The sequence below is a fragment of the Mesorhizobium sp. WSM4976 genome, from assembly GCF_029625685.1.
Taxonomy (GTDB): domain Bacteria; phylum Pseudomonadota; class Alphaproteobacteria; order Rhizobiales; family Rhizobiaceae; genus Mesorhizobium.
Genome location: NZ_JARTVT010000019.1, coordinates 63,855 through 82,364, shown reverse-complemented (window position 1 = coordinate 82,364; position 18,510 = coordinate 63,855). Strand labels below are relative to the sequence as shown.

23 protein-coding genes are annotated in these 18,510 nt (G+C 63.0%); 12 read left to right on the top strand and 11 right to left on the bottom strand.

Annotated elements, in window-relative coordinates; all coding sequences use genetic code 11:
* The first annotated feature begins 156 nt into the window (after nt 1-156).
* The gene (locus P9272_RS22830; RefSeq protein WP_278162273.1) at nt 157-657 is read left to right on the top strand and encodes an isoprenylcysteine carboxylmethyltransferase family protein; all 501 of its coding nucleotides are present in this window, start codon (nt 157-159) and stop codon (nt 655-657) included.
* A 15-nt stretch (nt 658-672) separates the two neighbouring features.
* On the opposite strand, the gene P9272_RS22825 is transcribed toward P9272_RS22830, so the two are convergent.
* Complete coding sequence (locus tag P9272_RS22825; protein ID WP_128258346.1) at nt 673-1,569, bottom strand: LysR family transcriptional regulator; 897 nt, start codon at nt 1,567-1,569, stop codon at nt 673-675.
* Nucleotides 1,570-1,641: 72 nt separating this feature from the next.
* A complete protein-coding gene (gene trxB, locus P9272_RS22820; RefSeq protein ID WP_126059818.1) occupies nt 1,642-2,616 on the bottom strand; it encodes a thioredoxin-disulfide reductase in 975 nt (324 codons plus the stop codon).
* Between the two features lie 276 nt (nt 2,617-2,892).
* On the opposite strand from trxB, the gene P9272_RS22815 reads away from it, so the two are divergent.
* Complete coding sequence (locus P9272_RS22815) at nt 2,893-3,363, top strand: Lrp/AsnC family transcriptional regulator (protein ID WP_128258348.1); 471 nt, start codon at nt 2,893-2,895, stop codon at nt 3,361-3,363.
* On the opposite strand, the gene P9272_RS22810 is transcribed toward P9272_RS22815, so the two are convergent.
* From P9272_RS22810 to rfaE1, 3 genes are read right to left on the bottom strand one after another with little or no spacing between them, the layout of a single operon-like run.
* Nucleotides 3,360-4,007, bottom strand: a complete 648-nt coding sequence (locus P9272_RS22810) for an HAD-IIIA family hydrolase (RefSeq protein ID WP_278162272.1) — start codon at nt 4,005-4,007, stop codon at nt 3,360-3,362. The genes P9272_RS22815 and P9272_RS22810 overlap by 4 nt on opposite strands.
* Nucleotides 4,000-4,572: an SIS domain-containing protein gene (locus P9272_RS22805; RefSeq protein ID WP_278162271.1), complete on the bottom strand. Its 573-nt coding sequence runs from the start codon at nt 4,570-4,572 to the stop codon at nt 4,000-4,002. The genes P9272_RS22810 and P9272_RS22805 overlap by 8 nt, the downstream gene beginning before the upstream one ends.
* 7 nt (nt 4,573-4,579) lie before the next feature.
* Complete coding sequence (rfaE1, locus tag P9272_RS22800) at nt 4,580-6,064, bottom strand: D-glycero-beta-D-manno-heptose-7-phosphate kinase (RefSeq protein WP_278162270.1); 1,485 nt, start codon at nt 6,062-6,064, stop codon at nt 4,580-4,582.
* 271 nt (nt 6,065-6,335) lie between these two features.
* Here rfaE1 and rfaD point away from each other — a divergent pair, with 271 nt between their 5' ends.
* The 3 genes from rfaD to waaC are packed head-to-tail and all read left to right on the top strand — an operon-like array spanning nt 6,336 to nt 9,234.
* Complete coding sequence (rfaD, locus tag P9272_RS22795) at nt 6,336-7,283, top strand: ADP-glyceromanno-heptose 6-epimerase (RefSeq protein ID WP_278162269.1); 948 nt, start codon at nt 6,336-6,338, stop codon at nt 7,281-7,283.
* Nucleotides 7,256-8,263: a lipopolysaccharide heptosyltransferase II gene (gene waaF / locus P9272_RS22790; protein WP_128258353.1), complete on the top strand. Its 1,008-nt coding sequence runs from the start codon at nt 7,256-7,258 to the stop codon at nt 8,261-8,263. Before rfaD ends, waaF begins: the two co-directional genes overlap by 28 nt.
* Nucleotides 8,260-9,234 (top strand): lipopolysaccharide heptosyltransferase I, encoded by a 975-nt coding sequence (waaC, locus tag P9272_RS22785; protein WP_278162267.1) that lies wholly within the window; start codon nt 8,260-8,262, stop codon nt 9,232-9,234. The genes waaF and waaC overlap by 4 nt, the downstream gene beginning before the upstream one ends.
* Nucleotides 9,235-9,427: 193 nt before the next feature.
* Here the strand turns inward: waaC and greA are convergent, their stop codons facing one another.
* Both greA and P9272_RS22775 read right to left on the bottom strand, forming a co-directional pair.
* Nucleotides 9,428-9,901 (bottom strand): transcription elongation factor GreA, encoded by a 474-nt coding sequence (gene greA, locus P9272_RS22780; RefSeq protein WP_027168132.1) that lies wholly within the window; start codon nt 9,899-9,901, stop codon nt 9,428-9,430.
* Between the two features lie 263 nt (nt 9,902-10,164).
* Nucleotides 10,165-10,701 carry a tetratricopeptide repeat protein gene (locus P9272_RS22775; RefSeq protein ID WP_278162266.1) on the bottom strand — a complete coding sequence of 179 codons (537 nt, stop codon included), beginning with the start codon at nt 10,699-10,701 and terminating at the stop codon, nt 10,165-10,167.
* Between the two features lie 178 nt (nt 10,702-10,879).
* On the opposite strand from P9272_RS22775, the gene P9272_RS22770 reads away from it, so the two are divergent.
* From P9272_RS22770 to P9272_RS22755, 4 genes are all read left to right on the top strand, one after another.
* On the top strand, nt 10,880-11,305 hold the full coding sequence (locus P9272_RS22770) for a DUF3775 domain-containing protein (RefSeq protein WP_278162265.1): 426 nt from the start codon (nt 10,880-10,882) through the stop codon (nt 11,303-11,305).
* A gap of 75 nt (nt 11,306-11,380) precedes the next feature.
* Nucleotides 11,381-12,427 carry an extensin family protein gene (locus P9272_RS22765; RefSeq protein WP_278162320.1) on the top strand — a complete coding sequence of 349 codons (1,047 nt, stop codon included), beginning with the start codon at nt 11,381-11,383 and terminating at the stop codon, nt 12,425-12,427.
* A 135-nt stretch (nt 12,428-12,562) separates the two neighbouring features.
* Nucleotides 12,563-13,390, top strand: a complete 828-nt coding sequence (locus P9272_RS22760) for an extensin family protein (RefSeq protein ID WP_278162264.1) — start codon at nt 12,563-12,565, stop codon at nt 13,388-13,390.
* A gap of 103 nt (nt 13,391-13,493) precedes the next feature.
* A complete protein-coding gene (locus P9272_RS22755; RefSeq protein ID WP_278162263.1) occupies nt 13,494-14,201 on the top strand; it encodes an LssY C-terminal domain-containing protein in 708 nt (235 codons plus the stop codon).
* A gap of 33 nt (nt 14,202-14,234) precedes the next feature.
* Here P9272_RS22755 and P9272_RS22750 read toward each other — a convergent pair whose 3' ends face one another.
* On the bottom strand, nt 14,235-14,411 hold the full coding sequence (locus tag P9272_RS22750; protein WP_278162262.1) for a hypothetical protein: 177 nt from the start codon (nt 14,409-14,411) through the stop codon (nt 14,235-14,237).
* A gap of 252 nt (nt 14,412-14,663) precedes the next feature.
* Between P9272_RS22750 and P9272_RS22745 the strand changes: the two genes are divergently transcribed.
* Together P9272_RS22745 and P9272_RS22740 are read left to right on the top strand one after the other, a co-directional pair.
* Complete coding sequence (locus P9272_RS22745) at nt 14,664-15,974, top strand: hemolysin family protein (RefSeq protein WP_128258358.1); 1,311 nt, start codon at nt 14,664-14,666, stop codon at nt 15,972-15,974.
* Nucleotides 15,975-16,022: 48 nt separating this feature from the next.
* A complete protein-coding gene (locus P9272_RS22740; RefSeq protein ID WP_278162261.1) occupies nt 16,023-16,199 on the top strand; it encodes a hypothetical protein in 177 nt (58 codons plus the stop codon).
* Between the two features lie 311 nt (nt 16,200-16,510).
* Here the strand turns inward: P9272_RS22740 and P9272_RS22735 are convergent, their stop codons facing one another.
* On the bottom strand, nt 16,511-17,116 hold the full coding sequence (locus P9272_RS22735; protein ID WP_128258359.1) for an NADPH-dependent FMN reductase: 606 nt from the start codon (nt 17,114-17,116) through the stop codon (nt 16,511-16,513).
* Nucleotides 17,117-17,206: 90 nt separating this feature from the next.
* Here P9272_RS22735 and P9272_RS22730 point away from each other — a divergent pair, with 90 nt between their 5' ends.
* Nucleotides 17,207-17,575, top strand: a complete 369-nt coding sequence (locus P9272_RS22730) for a helix-turn-helix domain-containing protein (protein ID WP_128258360.1) — start codon at nt 17,207-17,209, stop codon at nt 17,573-17,575.
* A 170-nt stretch (nt 17,576-17,745) separates the two neighbouring features.
* Here P9272_RS22730 and P9272_RS22725 read toward each other — a convergent pair whose 3' ends face one another.
* Together P9272_RS22725 and P9272_RS22720 are read right to left on the bottom strand one after the other, a co-directional pair.
* Complete coding sequence (locus tag P9272_RS22725; RefSeq protein ID WP_278162260.1) at nt 17,746-17,949, bottom strand: hypothetical protein; 204 nt, start codon at nt 17,947-17,949, stop codon at nt 17,746-17,748.
* Nucleotides 17,950-18,054: 105 nt separating this feature from the next.
* Nucleotides 18,055-18,450, bottom strand: a complete 396-nt coding sequence (locus P9272_RS22720) for an acyl-CoA thioesterase (RefSeq protein ID WP_042646168.1) — start codon at nt 18,448-18,450, stop codon at nt 18,055-18,057.
* Nucleotides 18,451-18,510: the final 60 nt, after the last annotated feature.

The window sequence follows — 18,510 nt, the reverse complement described above, 5'->3', positions numbered from 1 at the left end:
TAGGACCAGCAAAATTGGGGCGATTCCACCGTATTTTCGGATCAAAAGCGATTGCTGGAATGCAAAATGCGGTCAATTTTGCTCTGAACTTTGTAAACCAGCGAAATGATGCCGACTTCGGCAGGCCAAGTTTATTTTTGCGGCACAGGTGCGCGGATGCGTAGTTTTTCAGCAATCGTCGGTAGCGCGCTGTTTCTGGTCGTCGCGCCGGGCGTCGTGGCCGGGCTGGTGCCGTGGCTGCTGACCGATGACTACCACACGCCACTGTCGGTAGTGCCGGGCTTCGTGGCTGCCGGCTCGATCCTGGTGGTCGTGGCGACCGCGATCCTACTTCATGCCTTCGCCCGCTTCGCGCTTGAAAGTCTCGGCACGCCAGCGCCGGTGGCGCCTACCGAGAAGCTGGTGGTCGGCGGCATCTACCGCCATGTCCGCAACCCGATGTACGTGGCCGTGCTGGCGATCATCCTTGGCCAGGTTCTCATCTTTTCGAGCTGGCCGGTCCTGGTCTACGGCCTTATCGCCGCGGCAGCGATGATCTCCTTCGTCAAGTTCTACGAAGAGCCGACGCTCGCTCAACGCTATGGCCAAGAGTACGAGGTCTACCGCCACGCTGTACCCGGCTGGCTGCCCCGCTTCACACCCTGGCACGGGCAGTAGTCTCCGCCGGCCTTTTCAATAAGACCAGCTGCGTGCCTTCGCGATGATGAAATCGCGAAAAACGTGCAGCTTCGCCTGGTTCTTCATCGCGTCAGGATAGGCGAAATAGGTGTCGAAGGACGGGACCTCGGTCTCGGGCAACAGCTGGACGAGGTTCGTGTCCTTGTTGATCACATAATCGGGCAGCATGGCGATGCCCGCGCCGCCCTGCACCGCCCGCTTGATCGACAGGATGTCGTTGATCTGCAGCGTCGGCACGCGCTGCGCGCCTTCGAAATCGCCCACCGTCTCAAGCCAGTTCAACTCCGACAGATGCGAAGGCACCGGCACGCCGAAAGTTACGATGCGGTGGTTCCTGAGCTCGGCGATCGAGGCCGGCCTGCCGAACTTGGCGATGTAGGACGGCGCCGCGTAGAGGTGGAAATGCACCGTGAAAAGGCGCCGCTGGATAAGGTCGGGTTGCTGTGGCTGGCGCAACCGGATCGCGCAATCGGCCTGGCGCATGGTGAGGTCTAGTTCCTCATTGGCCAGGATCAGTTGCAGGCTGATCTCGGGATAGAGCTCGATGAATTCCTGGACGCGCTCGGTGAGCCAGCCGGCGCCCAGCCCCACCGTGGTCGTCACACGGAGCACGCCCGACGGTCGGTCCTTGGTCTCGGTCAGCCTGGTCTTGATGGTTTCCAGCTTCATCAGCACGTCATGCGCCGTGCGGAACAGCATCTCGCCCTGCTCGGTCAGCACCAGGCCGCGTGCATGACGATGGAACAGCGCGACGCCGACATCATGCTCCAGCGCGCTGACCTGCCGTGAAATGGCTGACTGCGACAGATGCAGCGTCTCGGCGGCATGGGTGAACGACCCAGCCTCCGCCGCTGCGTGAAATACGCGTAATTTATCCCAGTCCAGCGCCATGATTCCCCTCGCGTTGCGTTTGGCGTCTGAATGAAAAATCAGGCTTTTAAACGGCTTTTTTCAGCCGATTTGTCACTCCGCCGCTTCGCGGTGAACCTCGATGCCAGCCAGATATTTTTCCGCCTCGAGCGCCGCCATGCAGCCAAGCCCCGCAGCCGTCACCGCTTGGCGATAGACATCGTCGGTTACGTCGCCGGCCGCGAATACGCCGGGCACGTCGGTGCGGGTCGAATCCGGCGCCGTCCACAGATAGCCGTTCGGCTTCTGCTTCAGCTTGCCGACGAACAGCTCGACCGCCGGCGCATGGCCGATCGCGACGAAGACGCCGTCGACCGGCAGCTTCGATTCCTGGCCGGTCACGACGTTGCGCAGCGTCAGACCTTCGACGGAAGGCGGCAACGGCGCCTTGCCTGGACGTCCCGTGATTTCGTCCACCACCGTGTCCCAGATGACGCGGACATTGTCCTTCGCAAGCAGCCGCTCGCGCAGGATGCGCTCGGCGCGGAAATCGCTGCGCCGATGGATGACGGTGACGCTCTTGGCGAGGTTCGACAGATAGAGCGCTTCCTCGACCGCGGAATTTCCGCCGCCGACCACCGCGACGTCCTTGCCGCGGTAGAAGAAGCCGTCGCAGGTGGCGCAGGCCGAAACGCCGAAGCCCATGAAGGTCTGCTCCGACGGGATGCCAAGCCACTTGGCTTGCGCGCCGGTGGCGATGATCAGCGCATCGGCCGTGTATACTGTGCCGGAATCGCCGGTGGCGCGGAATGGCCGCACATTGAGGTCGACCTCGGTGATGATGTCGTTGATGATATCGGTGCCGACATGCTCGGCCTGCGCCAGCATTTGGCTCATCAGCCAGGGGCCTTGGATCGGATCGGCGAAGCCCGGATAGTTCTCGACATCCGTGGTGATCATCAATTGGCCGCCCTGCTGCAGGCCAGCGACCAGCATCGGCTTCAGCATGGCGCGGGCGGCATAGATCGCCGCCGTGTAGCCGGCCGGGCCGGAACCGATGATAAGAACGGGCGCATGTTTGGTGTTCATGAAAAAGTCCCCTGCGGCTCATGGCCGTGGTTTGTCGCGAGTAATGTAAGTGTTGCCCGCTGAGCCAGCAAGGCAAGTTGGCCTTCGTCCCCGGAAAGCTTCATCCCCGACATATCGGGCCATATCGTCGACCGTCATCAGTGCATGACGCCCAGAGGGGGCGCAGTCCGGGCATCATCACTTGCATCAAACACGGAGAAAATCTTCGGAAAGCTATGGCCACCGGGGCGAAACCAAATTACAAAATCGCGAAAGATTCTTGCGCGAAAGCCCTTCATGCCGCTCAAAGCCGATCTCGACGCCATCGACTGGAAGATCTTGCGCGAATTGCAAAGCGACGGGCGCATGACCAATGTCGAATTGTCGAGCCGGGTCGGCATCTCGGCGCCGCCTTGCCTCCGCCGCGTCAGACGGCTGGAAGAGGCCGGCATCATCCGCGGTTACCGCGCACTGCTGAACGCGCCGGCGCTCGGCATGGACGTCGTCGCCTTCTGCCTGATCGGCCTGCATCATCAGGCCGATGCCGAACTGAAGACCTTCGCCGAACGCACGCGCGGCTGGCCGATCGTCCGCGACGCCTGGATGGTCTCGGGCGAATCCGATTTCCTGCTGCATTGCGTGGCGAGCGACCTCGGCACCTTCCAAACCTTCGTCATCGAGGAGCTGGCTTCGGCCCCGAACGTGGACACGGTGCGCACCGCCTTGACCATCCGCCGCGTCAAGGATGAGGGGCTTGTGGCTTTCTAATCCTTGGACAGCTCGACAATTGCATCACACAGTCTGCGATGGTCATTGCCCGTCGTCAGCTTGCGGGTGGTGAAACCGCCATCGGGCGTCTTTCGGTTGAACCTGCCGCCGACAAGCCAGCCTTCCGCCAATCCGGCTCTCCGGCCGGCTTCCATGTCGTCGGCCTTGTCGCCAACAATGATCGATCCGGAGATGTCGAGGCCCAGCAAATCTCTAGCGTGTAGAAGCATTCCCGCATTGGGCTTACGCATCGGATGATCGCCGATCGCCAGTTCACCTTTGCCGCTCGAATGATAGGCGCAGGCAAGCACGAGATCGATTTGACATCCGTGCCCATCAAGAAGGGCCAGCAACCGGGCATTCACGGCGGCGAATTCCGACCAGCCAAAATACCCGCGGGCAATGCCCGATTGGTTCGAGACGATGATTGCGGGCAAGCCGGCAAGGTTAGCCGTCCGGATTACGGGCAGCATTTCCGGCCGCAGCACGACATCCGCAGGATCGCTCGGATAGCCGGTATCGACATTGATCGTGCCGTCACGATCCAGGAACAGCGCCGGCCGGCCAGCCGGAAACGTCCTGTCGCCGATCCGTTCAACCCATAGGCCCGGCTCGGCCAGGGGAAAGCCTTCGCTCTCAGTCATTGCTGAGACGCGCTTCGACCGCCTCGCAAAGATGGTGGTAGAGGCACAGATGCCCCTGCTGGATGATCGGCGTCGAGGTCGATGGCACGTTGAGCAGGATGTCGGTGAGCGGCTTGAGCTTGCCGCCGGTCTCGCCAGTCAGGCTGATCACCGTCATCCCCATCGCGCGCGCCTGCTCGGCCGCGGCCAGGATGCTCGGCGAATTGCCGCTGGTCGAGATCGCCAGCAGCACCGCGCCTTCCGATCCATGCGCTTCGACCTGGCGCGAGAACACCGTGTCGAAGCCGTAATCATTGCCCCAGGCGGTCAGCACCGCGGCGTTGGCCGGCAGCGCGATGACGTTGTAGGCCTTGCGCTCCTTCAGGAACCGGCCGACCAGCTCGCCGGCGATGTGGATGGCATCGCTGGCCGAGCCGCCATTGCCGCAGATCAGCAGCGCCTTGCCTTGCGAAAGCGCGGTCACGACCGTGCTCACCGCGCGCTCCATCTCGCCGGTGAGGTCGCGCTCGACCATCGCCGAGATCACCTCCGCGGAGCGGAGCAGATAGTCGTTCAAATCGGACATGAGATCCTCAGTTTGCGGCACGCAGCCTGCCGATCGTGTTCGTCGTGCTCTTACCGGCGAGGAGGTCGACCAGCACCACGCGCCCGCCCGCCTTCTGCACCACATCGGCGCCGACCACGGTCTCGATCGTGTAGTCCGCGCCCTTGACCAGGACGTCGGGCAGCAGCGCCTTGATCAGCTTGAGCGGCGTATCTTCCTCGAAGATGACGACGGCATCGACCGAGGCAAGTGCTGCCAGCACGCAGGCGCGGTCATGCTGGTTGTTGACCGGACGCCCAGGCCCTTTCAGCCGGCGCACTGAGTCGTCGCTGTTGAGGCCGAGCACCAGCCGGTCGCACTGGCTGCGCGCGGCATGCAGCAGGCTGACATGGCCGGCATGCAGGATATCGAAGCAGCCATTGGTGAAGCCGACCGTGAGGCCCTCTTCCTTCCAGGCAGCGACCATCCTGGCCGCGGCATTGGCGTCAAGAATGGCATCGGTATGGCTCGTCGGCCCATGCGAGCGGAACAGCGCGCCGGACAGTTCCTCGACATTCAATCGTGCGGTGCCGCGTTTTCCCACCACGACGCCGCCAGCCGCATTGGCGATGATGGCGGCATGCACCCGGTCGGCGCCAGCGGCGAGCGACAGCGCGAAGCTCGCAATGACCGTGTCGCCGGCGCCGGAAACGTCGAACACTTCGCGCGCCTGGGTGGAGATATGGCGCGCATCCTCGGCGGATACGACGCTCATGCCTTTCTCGCTGCGCGTGGCGACGATGAACTCGAAATCATGCTCGGCGATCAGGTCGCGCGCCGCTGCCACGATCTCGTCGTCGCCGAACACCTTGCGCCCGACCGCCTCGCCAAGCTCCTTGCGGTTCGGCGTCACCGCCGTAGCACCTGCATAGCGGGCGTAATCGCGCCCCTTCGGGTCGACCAGCACCGGCTTGCCGGCATCTCGGCAGATCGCGATCAGCTCGCCGGCGACGCCGTCGAGCAGAATGCCCTTGCCGTAATCGGAAAGGATGACGATGTCGGCGCGGCCAAGCGCGGCCTGGAAATGATCGATGAGCTTCGCCCGCTCAGCGGAAGTGAGCGGCTTGATCTCTTCCTCGTCGAAACGCAGCACCTGCTGGTTGAGGGCGCTGAAGCGGCTTTTCGACGAGGTCATGCGGTCCTGGCGCTGCAGAAGCCCGTCCGTGTCGACGCCGATCTCGCTGAGCATGCGCATCAGATTGTTGCCGGCCTGGTCGGCGCCGATCACCGAAATGGGTATGGCGGCCCCGCCCAGCGAAAAGATGTTTGAGACGACGTTGCCGGCGCCACCCATGTTCAGCGTTTCTCCCCGTCCATGCAGCACGGGGATCGGAGCCTCCGGCGAGATGCGTTCGATCACGCCGCTGACGAAACGGTCGAGAATGAAATCGCCCACGACCAGCACGGTGACCTCGCCGAACCGGGCAATGGTGCGATGCAAAGGTTCCGGAGAGGGCGGATTGTGCTTGATCATCTCACTGGCGCGCCTGAGGGCGGGATCTGGTCGGTTCGAAGCGCCGGAATTGCAGCGCCCATCGTATTTGCGATGCCGATATACCGCAATTCGGGCTAGCGCAACGGCAGGCTGCGAACCAGGCAGACGGAACGGGCGCGAGTGAAGCGGGAGCTTTGCGGCGCGACTATGGCCGAGCATTGCCGGCTTTGCCCGCGAACGTGCTTTATCGACACTCCGGCCCACCTCCCCTATAAGAGCCGGAATCGGCAACGGAGCAAGGCTGAAAAGCATGATCATCGTCACGGGCGGCGCCGGCATGATCGGCTCCAACATCGTCGCCGCTCTCAATGCCGAGGGGCATGACGACATCGTCGTGGTCGACGATCTCACCGACGGCCACAAGATCGCCAACCTCGCCGACCTTCGCATCGCCGACTATCTCGACAAGGACGATTTTCTCGCCCAGCTCGCGAATGGCGCGCTCGGCCGCATAGATGCGGTCTTCCACCAGGGCGCGTGCTCGACCACCACTGAGTGGAACGGGAAGTTCATGATGGACGTGAACTACACCTACTCCAAGCGGCTGCTGCATGCCTGCCTCGCCTTGCGCGTGCCCTTTCTTTATGCCTCCTCTGCATCGGTCTATGGCGGCGGCAGCGAGTTCCGCGAGGAGCCCGCGTTCGAGCGCCCGCTCAACGTCTATGCCTATTCGAAGAAGCTGTTCGACGACTACGTCCGCCGTAACGTCGACGCCGACCATTCACAGGTAACGGGGCTGCGCTATTTCAACGTCTACGGACCGCGCGAGGCGCACAAGGGCGCCATGGCCTCCGTCGCCTTCCATCTCTTCAACCAGGTCGAGCGCGGCGAGAATCCCAAACTGTTCGGCGCCTATGGCGACTTCGGCCCGGGCGAACAGAGCCGCGACTTCATCCATGTCGGCGATGTCGCGGAGGTCAATCTGTGGCTGTGGAAACGCGGCTTGAGCGGCATCTTCAACTGCGGCACCGGCCGCGCGCAGCCGTTCCGCGCCATCGCCGAGGCGGTGATCGACACACTGGGCAAGGGGGAGATCGAGTTCATCCCCTTCCCGGACCATCTCAAGGGAAGCTACCAGAGTTTCACGCAGGCTGATATGGCCCGCTTGCGCGCGGCCGGCTACAATGGCCAATTCCGCACAGTCGAAACCGGCGTGAGGGACTATGTCGAATGGCTGAAGGCCCAACGATCCTCGTGATCGGCCCGCGCTGGGTGGGCGACATGGTCATGGCGCAGTGCCTGTTTGCGGCGCTGAAGGAAAAACATCCGCACGCGGCCATCGATGTGCTGGCGCCGGCTTGGGCTGCGCCTTTGGTAAAGCGCATGCCCGAGATACGCAACCAGATTGATTTTCCCCTGATGCCGGGCGCACTCGAATTCCGCAGCCGGCGGCGCTTCGGCCGGCTGCTGCGCGGCCGATACGATATGGCGTATGTGCTGCCGGGAAGCTGGAAATCGGCGCTGATCCCATTCTTTGCCCGCATCCCGCGCCGCGTCGGCAATCTGCGCGAGATGCGCTACGGCCTGCTGACCGACGTGGTGCCGCTGCCCGAGGCGCTGAAGCGGCGCACGGCGCGCGCCTATTTCGGCCTCGCCCGCGGCGGCACCTTTCGCGCGCCGAAGCTCACCGTCGACGAGGCAAACCAAGCCGATCTGCTGGCGCGGTTCGGGCTGACCGGGGAAAAATTCATCGCCCTGATGCCCGGCGCCGAATTCGGTCCGGCAAAACGCTGGCCGAGCGATCACTATGCCGGTCTTGCCCGGGACATGATGGCACAGGGTTTGGGCGTCGTGCTGCTCGGCTCGAAGAACGATGCCGGCGTGACCGGCGAGATCGCGACGCTCGCGCCCGGCGCTATCGACCTTGCCGGCAAGACCCGCCTCGAGGACGCCATCGACCTGATCGGCGCAGCGAAGCTTGCGGTTTCGAACGACAGCGGCCTGATGCATGTCGCGGCAGCTGTCGGCACGCCGATCGTGGCCGTCTATGGTTCGACGTCGCCGGAAAATACGCCCCCGCTCAGCGAGCGCTCCGAACTGATCTGGCTGCATCTGTCCTGCTCGCCCTGCCACAAGAAGGTCTGTCCGCTCGGGCATCTCAACTGCCTTAAGACGCTCGATGTCGCTCGCGTCACTGCCGCGGCCAACCGCCTGCTCAAGGTTCCGGCGGCCGCATGAAAGTGCTGATCGTCAAGACATCGTCGATGGGTGATGTCATCCACACGTTTCCGGCCGTCGAGGACGCGGTGAGAAATCGCCCGGATATCAACTTCGACTGGTGCGTGGAGGAGCCGTTTGCCGGCATCGTGGCGTTGCATCCGGCGATTGGAGTGATCCATAAGGTGGCGGTCCGGCGCTGGCGCAAGAGGCTTTTCGACGGCGTGACGTGGCGTGAGATAGCCGGACTGCGCAGAGCACTCCGTGCCTCCCGCTACGACCTCGTCATCGACGCGCAAGGCTTGTTGAAGTCGGCCCTCGTCGCCATCCAGGCCGGCGCGCCGATTGCCGGTTTCGACCGGGCGAGCGCCCGCGAGCCTTCGGCGACACTGGTCTATCAGCGGAAATTCGCCGTGCCGCGCGACCTGCATGCCATCGAGCGCACCAGGCGGCTATTCGGTCTGGCGCTCGGCTACCGACCTGACCTGTCGACGCTCGACTCCGGCATCGTGCCGCCGGTGCGCGCACTACCCGGCGTTGAAGGCAAAACCGCCTTCCTGCTGCACGGCACCAGCCGCGAAGACAAGAAATGGCCCGTCGAGGATTGGATTGAAACCGCGCGCGAGTTGAACGACCGCCAATTCACGCCGGTGGTTACCTGGTCGAATGAGGGTGAAAAGAAAGTAGCGGAAGCCATTGCCGGCGCCGTGCCAAAGACAGCGCTGGTTGCGAAATCGCCGCTCGCGGATGTCGCCGCGATCCTCGGCCGCGCGACGCTGGTCGTCGGCGCCGACACCGGCCTGACTCACCTCGCCAGCGCCTTCGGCCTGCCGACGGTCGCCATCTTCCTGGCAACCGAACCCGGTCTCACCGGCCCGCGCGGACCGTTCGCATCGACCTTGCTTGCGCCGCCCGGAGGCAAGGTGACGCCGGCTGAGGTGGTTGCGGAGGTTGAACGGCTGCTGGCGCAGCGCGCTATCTCCCCCTTTTGAGGGAGGATGGATTTTCACGGTCTTAGCCGGAGCCCTTCGCGGAGGCTAAGTCGTAGAAAATCCAAGAGAGGGGATTTCGTTGGAAGCCTAGCCCCTCGTCGCACAGCGCTTTTCGCCTCCCTCGCGATTTCTGACACTTAGCCTTCGGCTAAGATGTTGAAATCGCTTTCTCCCCCACAAGGGGAGATTGGAGCTAAATAAACTGCACCTGGACGATCTCATACCCCCGAGCGCCGCCCGGAGCGTTGACCTCGATGGCGTCGCCGACTTCCTTGCCGATGAGCGCTCGCGCGATCGGCGAAGAGATCGAGATGCGGCCGGACTTCACGTCCGCTTCCTGGTCGCCGACGATCTGATAGGTCTTCTTTTCCTCGGTGTCCTCGTCGACGAGCACGACGGTCGCGCCGAACTTCACCTTGTCGCCGGAAAGCTTGGAGACGTCGATGACCTCGGCACGCGCGATCAGATCCTCGAGCTCGTTGATGCGGCCTTCATTGTGGCTCTGCGACTCCTTGGCCGCGTGATATTCGGCATTTTCGGACAGGTCGCCATGCGAGCGCGCTTCGGAGATCGCCTCGATGATGCGCGGACGCTCCTCTTGCTGACGCCAACGCAGTTCTTCCTTCAATGACGCGAACCCCTCGCCTGTCATCGGGACCTTGATCATATGCCTGACCTTTCCTGCCGCCACCCCCGCTTTTCGGGAGCAGCCTTGTCAAATGGGTACAAAAAGAAAACGGTCCGGCAGCCTCGGGCTAACGGAACCGTTTCACCACAATTTCCCTGAATATAGCGATCTTGGCGCGATTTTCACGTGCAAAAATGAAGTTCGGCAAAATGATCACCGCTTTCGCGGACGCCAGCCGGCGGCGAACAACAAAAAGCCGGCTACGATTGCTCGCAGCCGGCCCGAAGAGTTTGCAGCCCTGTTCAGCTCCGCAGGAAATGATCGATCTGTTCGGACAGCATGCCGTATTCGCGCGAGCCCGTGCCGGTCCGCTTTTCGATTTCCTTGAGCTGTTCCTGAGCGCCGGCGAGATCGCCGATCTGCAGATGCGCTTCGCCGAGATATTCGCGCACCAGCGTGTAGTTCGGGTCGATGCGCAGCGCTTCCTCGTAATAGCCAAGGCCGACAGTGACGCGGCCCGAATGGCGATGCGAATAGCCGAGATAGTTGAGGATGCGCGGATCCTGCTTGTTGGCGGCGAGCGTCAGCACCGAGATCGCCTCGTCATAGCGCCCGGCCATCGCCAGATCGTGGCCGGCCTCGTAAATGCTGTCGTCATCCAGCATGCCATATTGCGGCTTCACGCACTTGTTCTTCTTCTTGTCCCAGACCTCATCCTTCTTGCACTGGGTAGTGGTTTGACTGCTTCCGCCGCCACTTTCCCCGGCTGCAAAAGCCGGGGCCACGAACAGCGGCAGCGCCGCAATAGCCATGACTTGAACAAGCAATCGTCTGCGCATCGATGCCTCCGTGAGCGTGACAATGGCAGACTAACGCCGGCCCGATCCGGTTTCATCCCGAAAACTCGTCATCGGCCGAACTATTTTGGACGGCCCGAAAGAGAGCCTTGCCTCCGGACGTGACGCGCGCTGCAAATCCGCTATCATCGGGGCCAAGCGCATCACGTGGAGAAGGACCGTGCAGCAGCGCCTCGAGAAAGAATGGGAGCTTTCCATAGACCCGGACACGGTGCGCCTGTTCATCCTCAAGGCCAAGGCGCTGAGCGCCGCCGTCAACGAGGATTATGACGACGGCGCCGAGCACGAGGTCGAGTTCGACGGCGACGCGCATGCCAGCCATCACCATGACGGCCTTGTCGAGGAAGCTTCGGAAGACCTCACCGAGGAGGAATTCCGCGAGCTGATCAACGATCTCAACATCGACGAAGCGGCCGAACTGATCGCGCTCGCCTGGCTCGGGCGCGGCGACTATGACGTATCCGAATGGGCTGACGCGGTGGCAGCCGCCAAGGAGCGTCCCAAGAAGCGGACGGCCAAATATCTGCTCGGCCTGCCGATGTTGGCCGACTGGCTGGAGGAAGGCCTTGAAGCCATAGGCGCGTAACGCGCCGGTAATCGATTGTGATCGGCAGGGCCGGTGGTGCAAGCAACTTCGCGACGCGACCGCCGTTTCGGGGCGATGGCAACGCTGAGCCTTTCACGACTTTGCAGACTGGCGCTGCCTGTGGCGGCCGCGATCCTGCTGATTTCGCCAGCCTTGGCCAAACACCATTATCGGCACAAAAGACATCTGCCGTCGCCGAGCCAGAGCGCCGCTCCGGCACCGGAAACGCCTCCGGCGACGCCGGTTCCGGTGCCGCGTCCCCAGGATATGGAGAACGGCGCCGATAAGTCCGGGCAAGAAAAAAGCCGCCTCGGCAGCAATGACGACTTCCTCAACCAGGATAAGTCGCATCCGAAATGGGATGCCCGCCCGCCGCGCTCGAAGGGCGCTCAGTCCGCGCCGCGCACCGAATCCGAGCCTGAGACGCCGGATGTCGTGCCGACGCCGCCGGAGAAGCCGGCCGAACTGGAACCGGAGCCGCCGGAAACCGCGCCGCAACCGTCGGAAAAACCCACCCAGCCAGCGGAGGAAACGATGCCTCCCGATCCGCGCTCGGCCGATGTGCCGGCCGACAAGATGCCGGCGGAGGAAAGCGCGTGTCGCGAGCGGCTGAAGGCGCTTGGAGTCGAGTTCGAAGAGCACAAGGCCGAGCACGACGCGGAAATCGGCTGCTCGATCCCCTACCCGATAATTTTGAAGACGCTCGGCAAATCCATTAGTGTCAGTCCCGGCACCGAACTCAATTGCCCGATGGCCGAGGCAGCGGCTCGCTTCATGGCCGATGTCGTCCAGCCCACGGCAAAGGCCGAGCTCGGCGCCGATTTGAAGTCGGTCAACCAGGCCTCGGCCTTCGTCTGCCGCCCGCGCAACGGCACCCGGAAACTGTCAGAGCACGCCTTCGGCAACGCGCTAGACATCGCAAGCTTCACCTTGTCGGACGATAGGAAGATCGAGGTCGGGCCCGCGCCTCCGGAAAAAGATGCGAAGTTCCTCGACGCCGTGCGCAAGGCCGCCTGCGGACCATTCAAGACGGTGCTTGGGCCGGGCGCTGACCCCGACCACGCGCTGCATTTCCATCTTGATCTGGAGCCGCGACGTCATGGCGGCACCTTCTGCCAATAGGCACGATCTCGGAAGTTTCGACTACGTCCCTACAAGAACAGCGCCGCAATTCCGCCCCATGCGTGAATGACGCGCTGATCTTTCCTTTACAATTGACGGTTAACCTTGCGCCATCTGGGGACAGGATGCCTTTCAATGGCCAGAACACTTGGCGCGATGCTTGCCGCGGCGCCGTGGAACAATTTTGCCCGCTTCGCCGCCGGGTTGGTCTCAGCCCTTGCCATCATCACGGTATCGGCCTGCACCACCGGCGACGTGTTTGCGTTGCAGCCGGCTGTCGACGTCGGCAGCCAGACGGCGGCCGTGCCACAGCCCGACGCACCGCAATATTCCGGCATGCAGCGCCTTGTTCCGTCCAATCCCTACATGACCCAGGCCGCCTATCCGCGAATGGACGAGCCGATGTCGCCAGTCGAGCAGATGCCGGCCAGCGAAATCGACTGCCGTAACGAGCTCAAGCGGATGGGAGTCGTCTACCAGGACATCCAGCCGATCCACGAAGGCCAGTGCGGCATCGACTATCCGGTGAAGGTGACGGCGATCGGCAGCGTCGCAATGAAGCCGGCGGCGACGCTGACTTGCAACATGGCCGCCACCTTCGCCGCCTGGACGAAGAATGAGCTGCAGCCGGCCGCCCGCTGGCGCTACTTCTCCGGCGTCAGGGCAATCCACCAGGGCTCCAGCTATTCCTGCCGCAACATCGCCGGCGAAGGTGTGCTGTCCGAACACGGCAAGGGCAACGCGCTCGACGTCATGAGCATCGAGCTCAACAATGGCGACGACATCGACGTGCGCAAGCCCGGTTGGTTCGCCTTCCGAACCCGTGGCTTCCTCAACAATGTTCGCGCCGACGGCTGCCAGTATTTCACCACGGTGCTCGGCCCCGGCTACAATTACGACCACCGCAACCATTTCCATTTCGACATCAAGAACCGCAAAAGCGGCTACCGCGCCTGCCGCTGACTTGTGGCGATCGCGAGGCAGCCCGCTCCATCTCATCGAGGTCTGCCCAAAAACGGCCAACACCGCATAAAATGGTCGCGCATGGATTTGGGAGCGGGTTGTCGTGGGTGAGCGAAGCCTGACGCGGCGGGCGGCCATCTGGCTTGGGGCGGTTTGCGCCTTCTATCTGGCGCTCGCCTATATAGCCGCGCCGGAATTCTGGATCTGGCGGGAGCGCGGCTTCCGCACCCGCCCCTTCGAGATGGTGACGCATACGCCACAGGGCATTCCCGGCGATCCGATCAATGTCGGCGTTGTTGGTACTGAGAAGGAGGTGGTCCACGCCTTCGCGGTCGCGGGCTGGGATACGGCCGATGCCGTCACGCTCAGGACCGCGATCGACATCGGAGAAAGCGTCCTGTTTTCCCGTCCCTACCCCGATGCGCCGATGAGCCGCCTTTTGTTCGAAGGCCGCGCCCAGGACCTTGCCTTCGAGAAACCGGTCGGCGGCAGCGCCGACCGGCGCCACCACGTCCGCGTCTGGCAGACAGACACTGTCGGCGACGACGGCCGCCCGCTTTGGCTGGGCGCCGCGAGCTTCGATCGCGGCGTCGGCCTCAGCCACGACACGGGCGCCATTACCCACCATATCAGCCCGGACATCGACGCCGAGCGCGACTTCCTGATCGGCGGCCTGAAGGCCGACGGTCTGCTTACCTCAACCAGCGAGATACCGGGGATCGGTGCCACCAGGACGGGACGCAATGGCGGCGGCGATCCCTACTTCACCGACGGCACGGCCGTGATCGGCGTGTTGAGCGCACAGCAGTGACGGCACGACGAAGCCGAGAGGCGGCGCAGACCGTCATGCGGATGGGGGCCCGGTCCGCGGCTTCAGGCTGTCCCTTATGGCTTTCGCCTCCCGGACGAGCGACGACCAGTTCGATCCAAGCAGCGAGATCAGTTCCAGCGCCTGCGCCTCGGTAATACCAGTCTCCTCCAGAAGCTTCTGGACGAGGCTGCGTTTCGGTTCGAGCGCCATTGGGCAATCCCCCGCAAGCTGTTCTAACTATATCATTTGATATTGGTTCCACTCTATCCCATTGATTTTGCATGATCCGCTTTTTTGATTTCGTGGCGGTATCCTACCCGAGTGCCAAACTCGCCACGGCCTGCTGACGCGTCCTGCCGAACGACCGTTCGGAAGCCGCCGGGTCGCGCGCCAAAGCTGTCATGTTCCAAAAATACCGGCAGGCTATTTTCGAATGCGCTGCAGCAATGCTATTGACCGCGCATGCTTTATGTTGAAATCGCCGTCGTGGCCGTCCTCATTCTGGTGAACGGCCTCTTGTCGATGTCGGAGCTAGCCATCGTCTCGTCGCGGCCCGCCCGCCTCAAGGCGATGATCGACCGCAACATCAAGGGCGCCGGCCGCGCGCTGGCACTGGGTTCCAATCCCGGCAAGTTCCTGTCCTCGGTGCAGATCGGCATCACACTCGTCGGCGTTCTCTCAGGCGCCTTCTCGGGCGCCACGCTCGGCGAAAGGCTGGCGCAATATCTGGCGTCGACCGGCATCCGCGAAAACATCGCCGACCCCGTCGGTGTTGGCATCGTCGTCGCTCTGATCACCTATGCCTCGCTGATCGTCGGCGAGCTGGTGCCGAAGCAGATCGCGCTCAAGGACCCGGAACGCGTCGCGGTCAGGGCCGCGCCGGCAATGACGATCCTCGCCACCGTCTCGGCGCCGCTCGTGTTCCTGCTCGACCTCTCCGGCCGCGCCGTGCTGTGGCTGCTCGGCCAGGCCGGCGAGGCGGAAGAGAAGGTCACCGACGAGGAGATCAAAATGCTGGTCGCCGAGGCCGAGCATCACGGCACCATCGAATCCGACGAGCGCCGCATGATAGCCGGCGTCATGCGCCTCGGCGACCGCGCCGTGCGCGCCGTGATGACGCCGCGCACGGAGGTCGACTGGCTCAACCTGCAATCCGACGAGACGGTGACCCGAAAGCTCTTGATGGAAACGCAGCACTCGCGGCTGCCCGTCGGCGACGGCAATGTCGACGCCATGGTCGGTGTCATCCAGACGCGCGATGTGCTGGCAGCCCTTCTGGCCGGAAGGGTTTTGGATCCGCGCCAGCATGTGCGCGCCGCCCCCATCGTGCATGACCAGGCCGACGCGCTCGACGTGCTGCAGAAGCTCAGGGAATCGGATGTGCCGATGGCGCTGGTCCATGACGAATACGGCCATTTCGAAGGCATTGTCACGCCGGCCGATATCCTCGAAGCGATCACTGGCGTGTTCCGCTCCGACCTCGATGCGGGCGAGGAGGAAAACGCCGTCAAGCGCGACGACGGCTCCTGGCTGCTCGCTGGCTACATGCAGGCCGACGAGATGGCCGAGGTGCTGGGCATCGACCTGCCCGAGAACCGCGACTACGAGACCGTCGCCGGCTATGTGCTGTCGCATCTCCACCACCTGCCGACGACCGGCGAGTGCGTCGACGCGCAAGGTTGGCGCTTCGAGGTGGTGGACCTCGACGGCCGCCGCATCGACAAGCTGATCGCCACCCGGCTGCCCGACGGTCATCGGCAGGTCGTGCGCTGAGGGGAACCTTAGCGTCAACTTGCGGTTTCAGGTCATGGGGAAAAATCCATGGCCGACAACAAGCAAGAACGCGACGAGCGACTGAAGGCAGAGAAGGAATTCCGGGTCCGGTTTCTCGTGAAGGAGACCGGGATCACCGAGGCCCAGGCGCGCGAACTTGTCGAGATGATCGGCATCGACGCCAACTCGCTTCTTCGGGAGGCGCGGCTGTTGAAGAAGAAATAGATGGAGTTCGCCCCTACGCAAATTGACTCGTAACGGTCACGTTTCGAGCACTACGTTCATTCGTCGTCCGTACCGAACAGAGGCAAGCGGACGCTGGAGGCGGCCGTCATGCTTTCGTCTCTGTCAAGGGAGGCAAGCATGTCGGCATACGGCGGGCGTATTCCGCCGAGCTCGACGTCAAAAAAAGCCTTGAACGACTACTGCGCGAGGCACCAGATCGCACGATAGGCAGCTCGGTACTAGCACTAAAAAAAGGGGGCGGCGCCCGGCGCCGCCCCTTTCTTACTGGGAGGACAAACTCAATTGATCGCTTAGGCGGCCTGGGCTTCGCCGGCGATCGCATCGGCTGCACGCGCCGCCTTCAGCACTTTCGCCCACCAGGCGACGTCGTTGACAAGCGCCGCGGCCGACTGGTTCAGATGCTCGAGGTCCTCGAGCTTCTTCTCGCCCTGGCGGACCGCAAGGAAATCGCCCCAGGCGATGTGGACGGCCGACTTGACCGGAGCCATCTGCAACTCGACGGCGATCAAGCGGAGCTGTTCGACCGCGCGTGCGCCGCCGACCGAGCCATAGCCGACAAAGCCGGCCGGCTTCTTGTTCCATTCATTGGCGGCGTAATCGATGGCGTTCTTCAGGACACCAGTCGGAGCGTGATTGTATTCGGCGGCGGTGAAGATGAAGCCGTCGAACTCGGCGACCTTCTTCTGCCAGCGCTGCGCCACTTCGTTCTGCGACGGCGCCCAGGCGGAGGATGCGACCTCGTCGAAGAAAGGCAGCGGCCAGTCGCGCAGATCGACAATCTCGACGTCGATATCGGCATGGGTCTTGGCGATCTTGGCGATCCACTGCGCCGGCACGTCGGCGAAGCGGGCGGCGCGCGTCGAACCGACGACAATGGCAATTTTGGGCTTGGACATAAGGGGCTCTCCTTGCGGGAATTTCTGGTATCGTTTGGATACCGGCGCTATATGTGATACTGACAAATCAGCGCGCAAGGGGGCACGTTTATGTTACTGAGGCACCCGCATATCACCGAAGACTGCCGAGCCGTGTCGGAAATCCTGCAACGGGTCGGCGACAAATGGACCGTGCTCGTGGTTGGCAAGCTGGGCGACGGCGCGCTGCGCTTCAACGAATTGCGCGCCGCTGTCGGCGGCATTTCGCAGAAGATGCTGACAACTACCTTGCGCGGTCTGGAACGCGACGGGTTCGTGACGCGAAAAGTGTTTCCGACCATTCCGCCACGTGTCGATTACGAGCTGACCGAGCTCGGCCACGAGCTGCTCGTGCCGGTCGGCGCGCTCGGCGAATGGGCGCGCAAGAATACCAATCGGGTCCGCGAGGCGCGCGCGAAATTTGACAGCCAGCAGGTCTGAAACCCTTGTGGTTCAAAGGTTTCTGAACCGTCGGATGAACAATGCGGCTCGGCGCCGGGGCTTTCGTACCTTCCGTCTTTGATCGGATTTGCAGCGGCTCCGCAGCCAGCCTCGCAAGTGCCTGCATGCATCCGTCTCGACAAGGGTGACTGTCTTTAGCCGGCCACCGATCAGGCACTTCGAATGGTGCCGCCGCAGCACGTCGTCGAGCAGCTTTCCAACTGCACCGGCCTCCTATCCGCCGCCTTGAGACCTCTCGAGCAGGCGACTCGCGGAAGGTCTTTCCTGACCTCCGTGTAGGCCGTTATGCCGAGCAGGCAGACCAGCGCGATAAGAGCCGTCACGAGCCAGCCGTTCAGTATGTGTTGACGCATTGTTTTCCCCTCGCAGCCACAAACTGGGGCGCGAAAGCAACCATTGGATGTCGCACAGCGCATCTCCCGCGCGGGCGTCGTTACAAAACGGCAAGTTTTGCGGAATCAGCTCTCGGCCGGAACCGGCTTCGGCTTGCCCTCGCCGTCGAGCGCCACCATGACGAAATCGGCATGGGTGACCTTCTCCATCAGGTCGGAAAGGTAGCGCTGCGCCCAGGCCTCGACCTTGAGCACCATGGAAGTGCGGCCGACGCGCTCGACATGGGTATAGATGCAGAGCGTGTCGCCGATCTTCATCGGCTTGGCGAAGGACATCTCCTTGACCGCGGCGGTGACGACGCGCCCCTTGGCACGCTCGGCGGCGCGGATGCCGCAGGCAAGGTCCATCTGCGCCATTACCCAACCGCCGAAGATGTCGCCGGCGGCATTGGCGTCGGACGGCATGGCAAGCGTGCGCAGCGTGAGGTCGCCGAGGGGTTTTCCGTCCGCGTAATGCACCATAGGAAAGTCCTCCAGCCGCTGCTTTCCTGAACCCGTACCAATGCGATTGCGTTGTCGCAA

What these genes read in the sequence shown, in the direction of transcription:
- waaF (WP_128258353.1), top strand. Translation starts at nt 7,256, where the DNA reads ATGGCTGAAGGCCCAACGATCCTCGTGATCGGCCCGCGCTGGGTGGGC.
- greA (WP_027168132.1), bottom strand. Translation starts at nt 9,901, where the DNA reads ATGATCAAGGTCCCGATGACAGGCGAGGGGTTCGCGTCATTGAAGGAA.
- P9272_RS22760 (WP_278162264.1), top strand. Translation starts at nt 12,563, where the DNA reads ATGGCCAGAACACTTGGCGCGATGCTTGCCGCGGCGCCGTGGAACAAT.
- P9272_RS22750 (WP_278162262.1), bottom strand. Translation starts at nt 14,411, where the DNA reads ATGGCGCTCGAACCGAAACGCAGCCTCGTCCAGAAGCTTCTGGAGGAG.
- P9272_RS22815 (WP_128258348.1), top strand. Translation starts at nt 2,893, where the DNA reads ATGCCGCTCAAAGCCGATCTCGACGCCATCGACTGGAAGATCTTGCGC.
- P9272_RS22730 (WP_128258360.1), top strand. Translation starts at nt 17,207, where the DNA reads ATGTTACTGAGGCACCCGCATATCACCGAAGACTGCCGAGCCGTGTCG.
- P9272_RS22745 (WP_128258358.1), top strand. Translation starts at nt 14,664, where the DNA reads ATGCTTTATGTTGAAATCGCCGTCGTGGCCGTCCTCATTCTGGTGAAC.
- P9272_RS22805 (WP_278162271.1), bottom strand. Translation starts at nt 4,572, where the DNA reads ATGTCCGATTTGAACGACTATCTGCTCCGCTCCGCGGAGGTGATCTCG.
- P9272_RS22775 (WP_278162266.1), bottom strand. Translation starts at nt 10,701, where the DNA reads ATGCGCAGACGATTGCTTGTTCAAGTCATGGCTATTGCGGCGCTGCCG.
- P9272_RS22825 (WP_128258346.1), bottom strand. Translation starts at nt 1,569, where the DNA reads ATGGCGCTGGACTGGGATAAATTACGCGTATTTCACGCAGCGGCGGAG.
- P9272_RS22810 (WP_278162272.1), bottom strand. Translation starts at nt 4,007, where the DNA reads ATGACTGAGAGCGAAGGCTTTCCCCTGGCCGAGCCGGGCCTATGGGTT.
- rfaD (WP_278162269.1), top strand. Translation starts at nt 6,336, where the DNA reads ATGATCATCGTCACGGGCGGCGCCGGCATGATCGGCTCCAACATCGTC.
- trxB (WP_126059818.1), bottom strand. Translation starts at nt 2,616, where the DNA reads ATGAACACCAAACATGCGCCCGTTCTTATCATCGGTTCCGGCCCGGCC.
- P9272_RS22720 (WP_042646168.1), bottom strand. Translation starts at nt 18,450, where the DNA reads ATGGTGCATTACGCGGACGGAAAACCCCTCGGCGACCTCACGCTGCGC.
- P9272_RS22735 (WP_128258359.1), bottom strand. Translation starts at nt 17,116, where the DNA reads ATGTCCAAGCCCAAAATTGCCATTGTCGTCGGTTCGACGCGCGCCGCC.
- P9272_RS22725 (WP_278162260.1), bottom strand. Translation starts at nt 17,949, where the DNA reads ATGCGTCAACACATACTGAACGGCTGGCTCGTGACGGCTCTTATCGCG.
- P9272_RS22740 (WP_278162261.1), top strand. Translation starts at nt 16,023, where the DNA reads ATGGCCGACAACAAGCAAGAACGCGACGAGCGACTGAAGGCAGAGAAG.
- rfaE1 (WP_278162270.1), bottom strand. Translation starts at nt 6,064, where the DNA reads ATGATCAAGCACAATCCGCCCTCTCCGGAACCTTTGCATCGCACCATT.
- P9272_RS22765 (WP_278162320.1), top strand. Translation starts at nt 11,381, where the DNA reads ATGGCAACGCTGAGCCTTTCACGACTTTGCAGACTGGCGCTGCCTGTG.
- waaC (WP_278162267.1), top strand. Translation starts at nt 8,260, where the DNA reads ATGAAAGTGCTGATCGTCAAGACATCGTCGATGGGTGATGTCATCCAC.
- P9272_RS22830 (WP_278162273.1), top strand. Translation starts at nt 157, where the DNA reads ATGCGTAGTTTTTCAGCAATCGTCGGTAGCGCGCTGTTTCTGGTCGTC.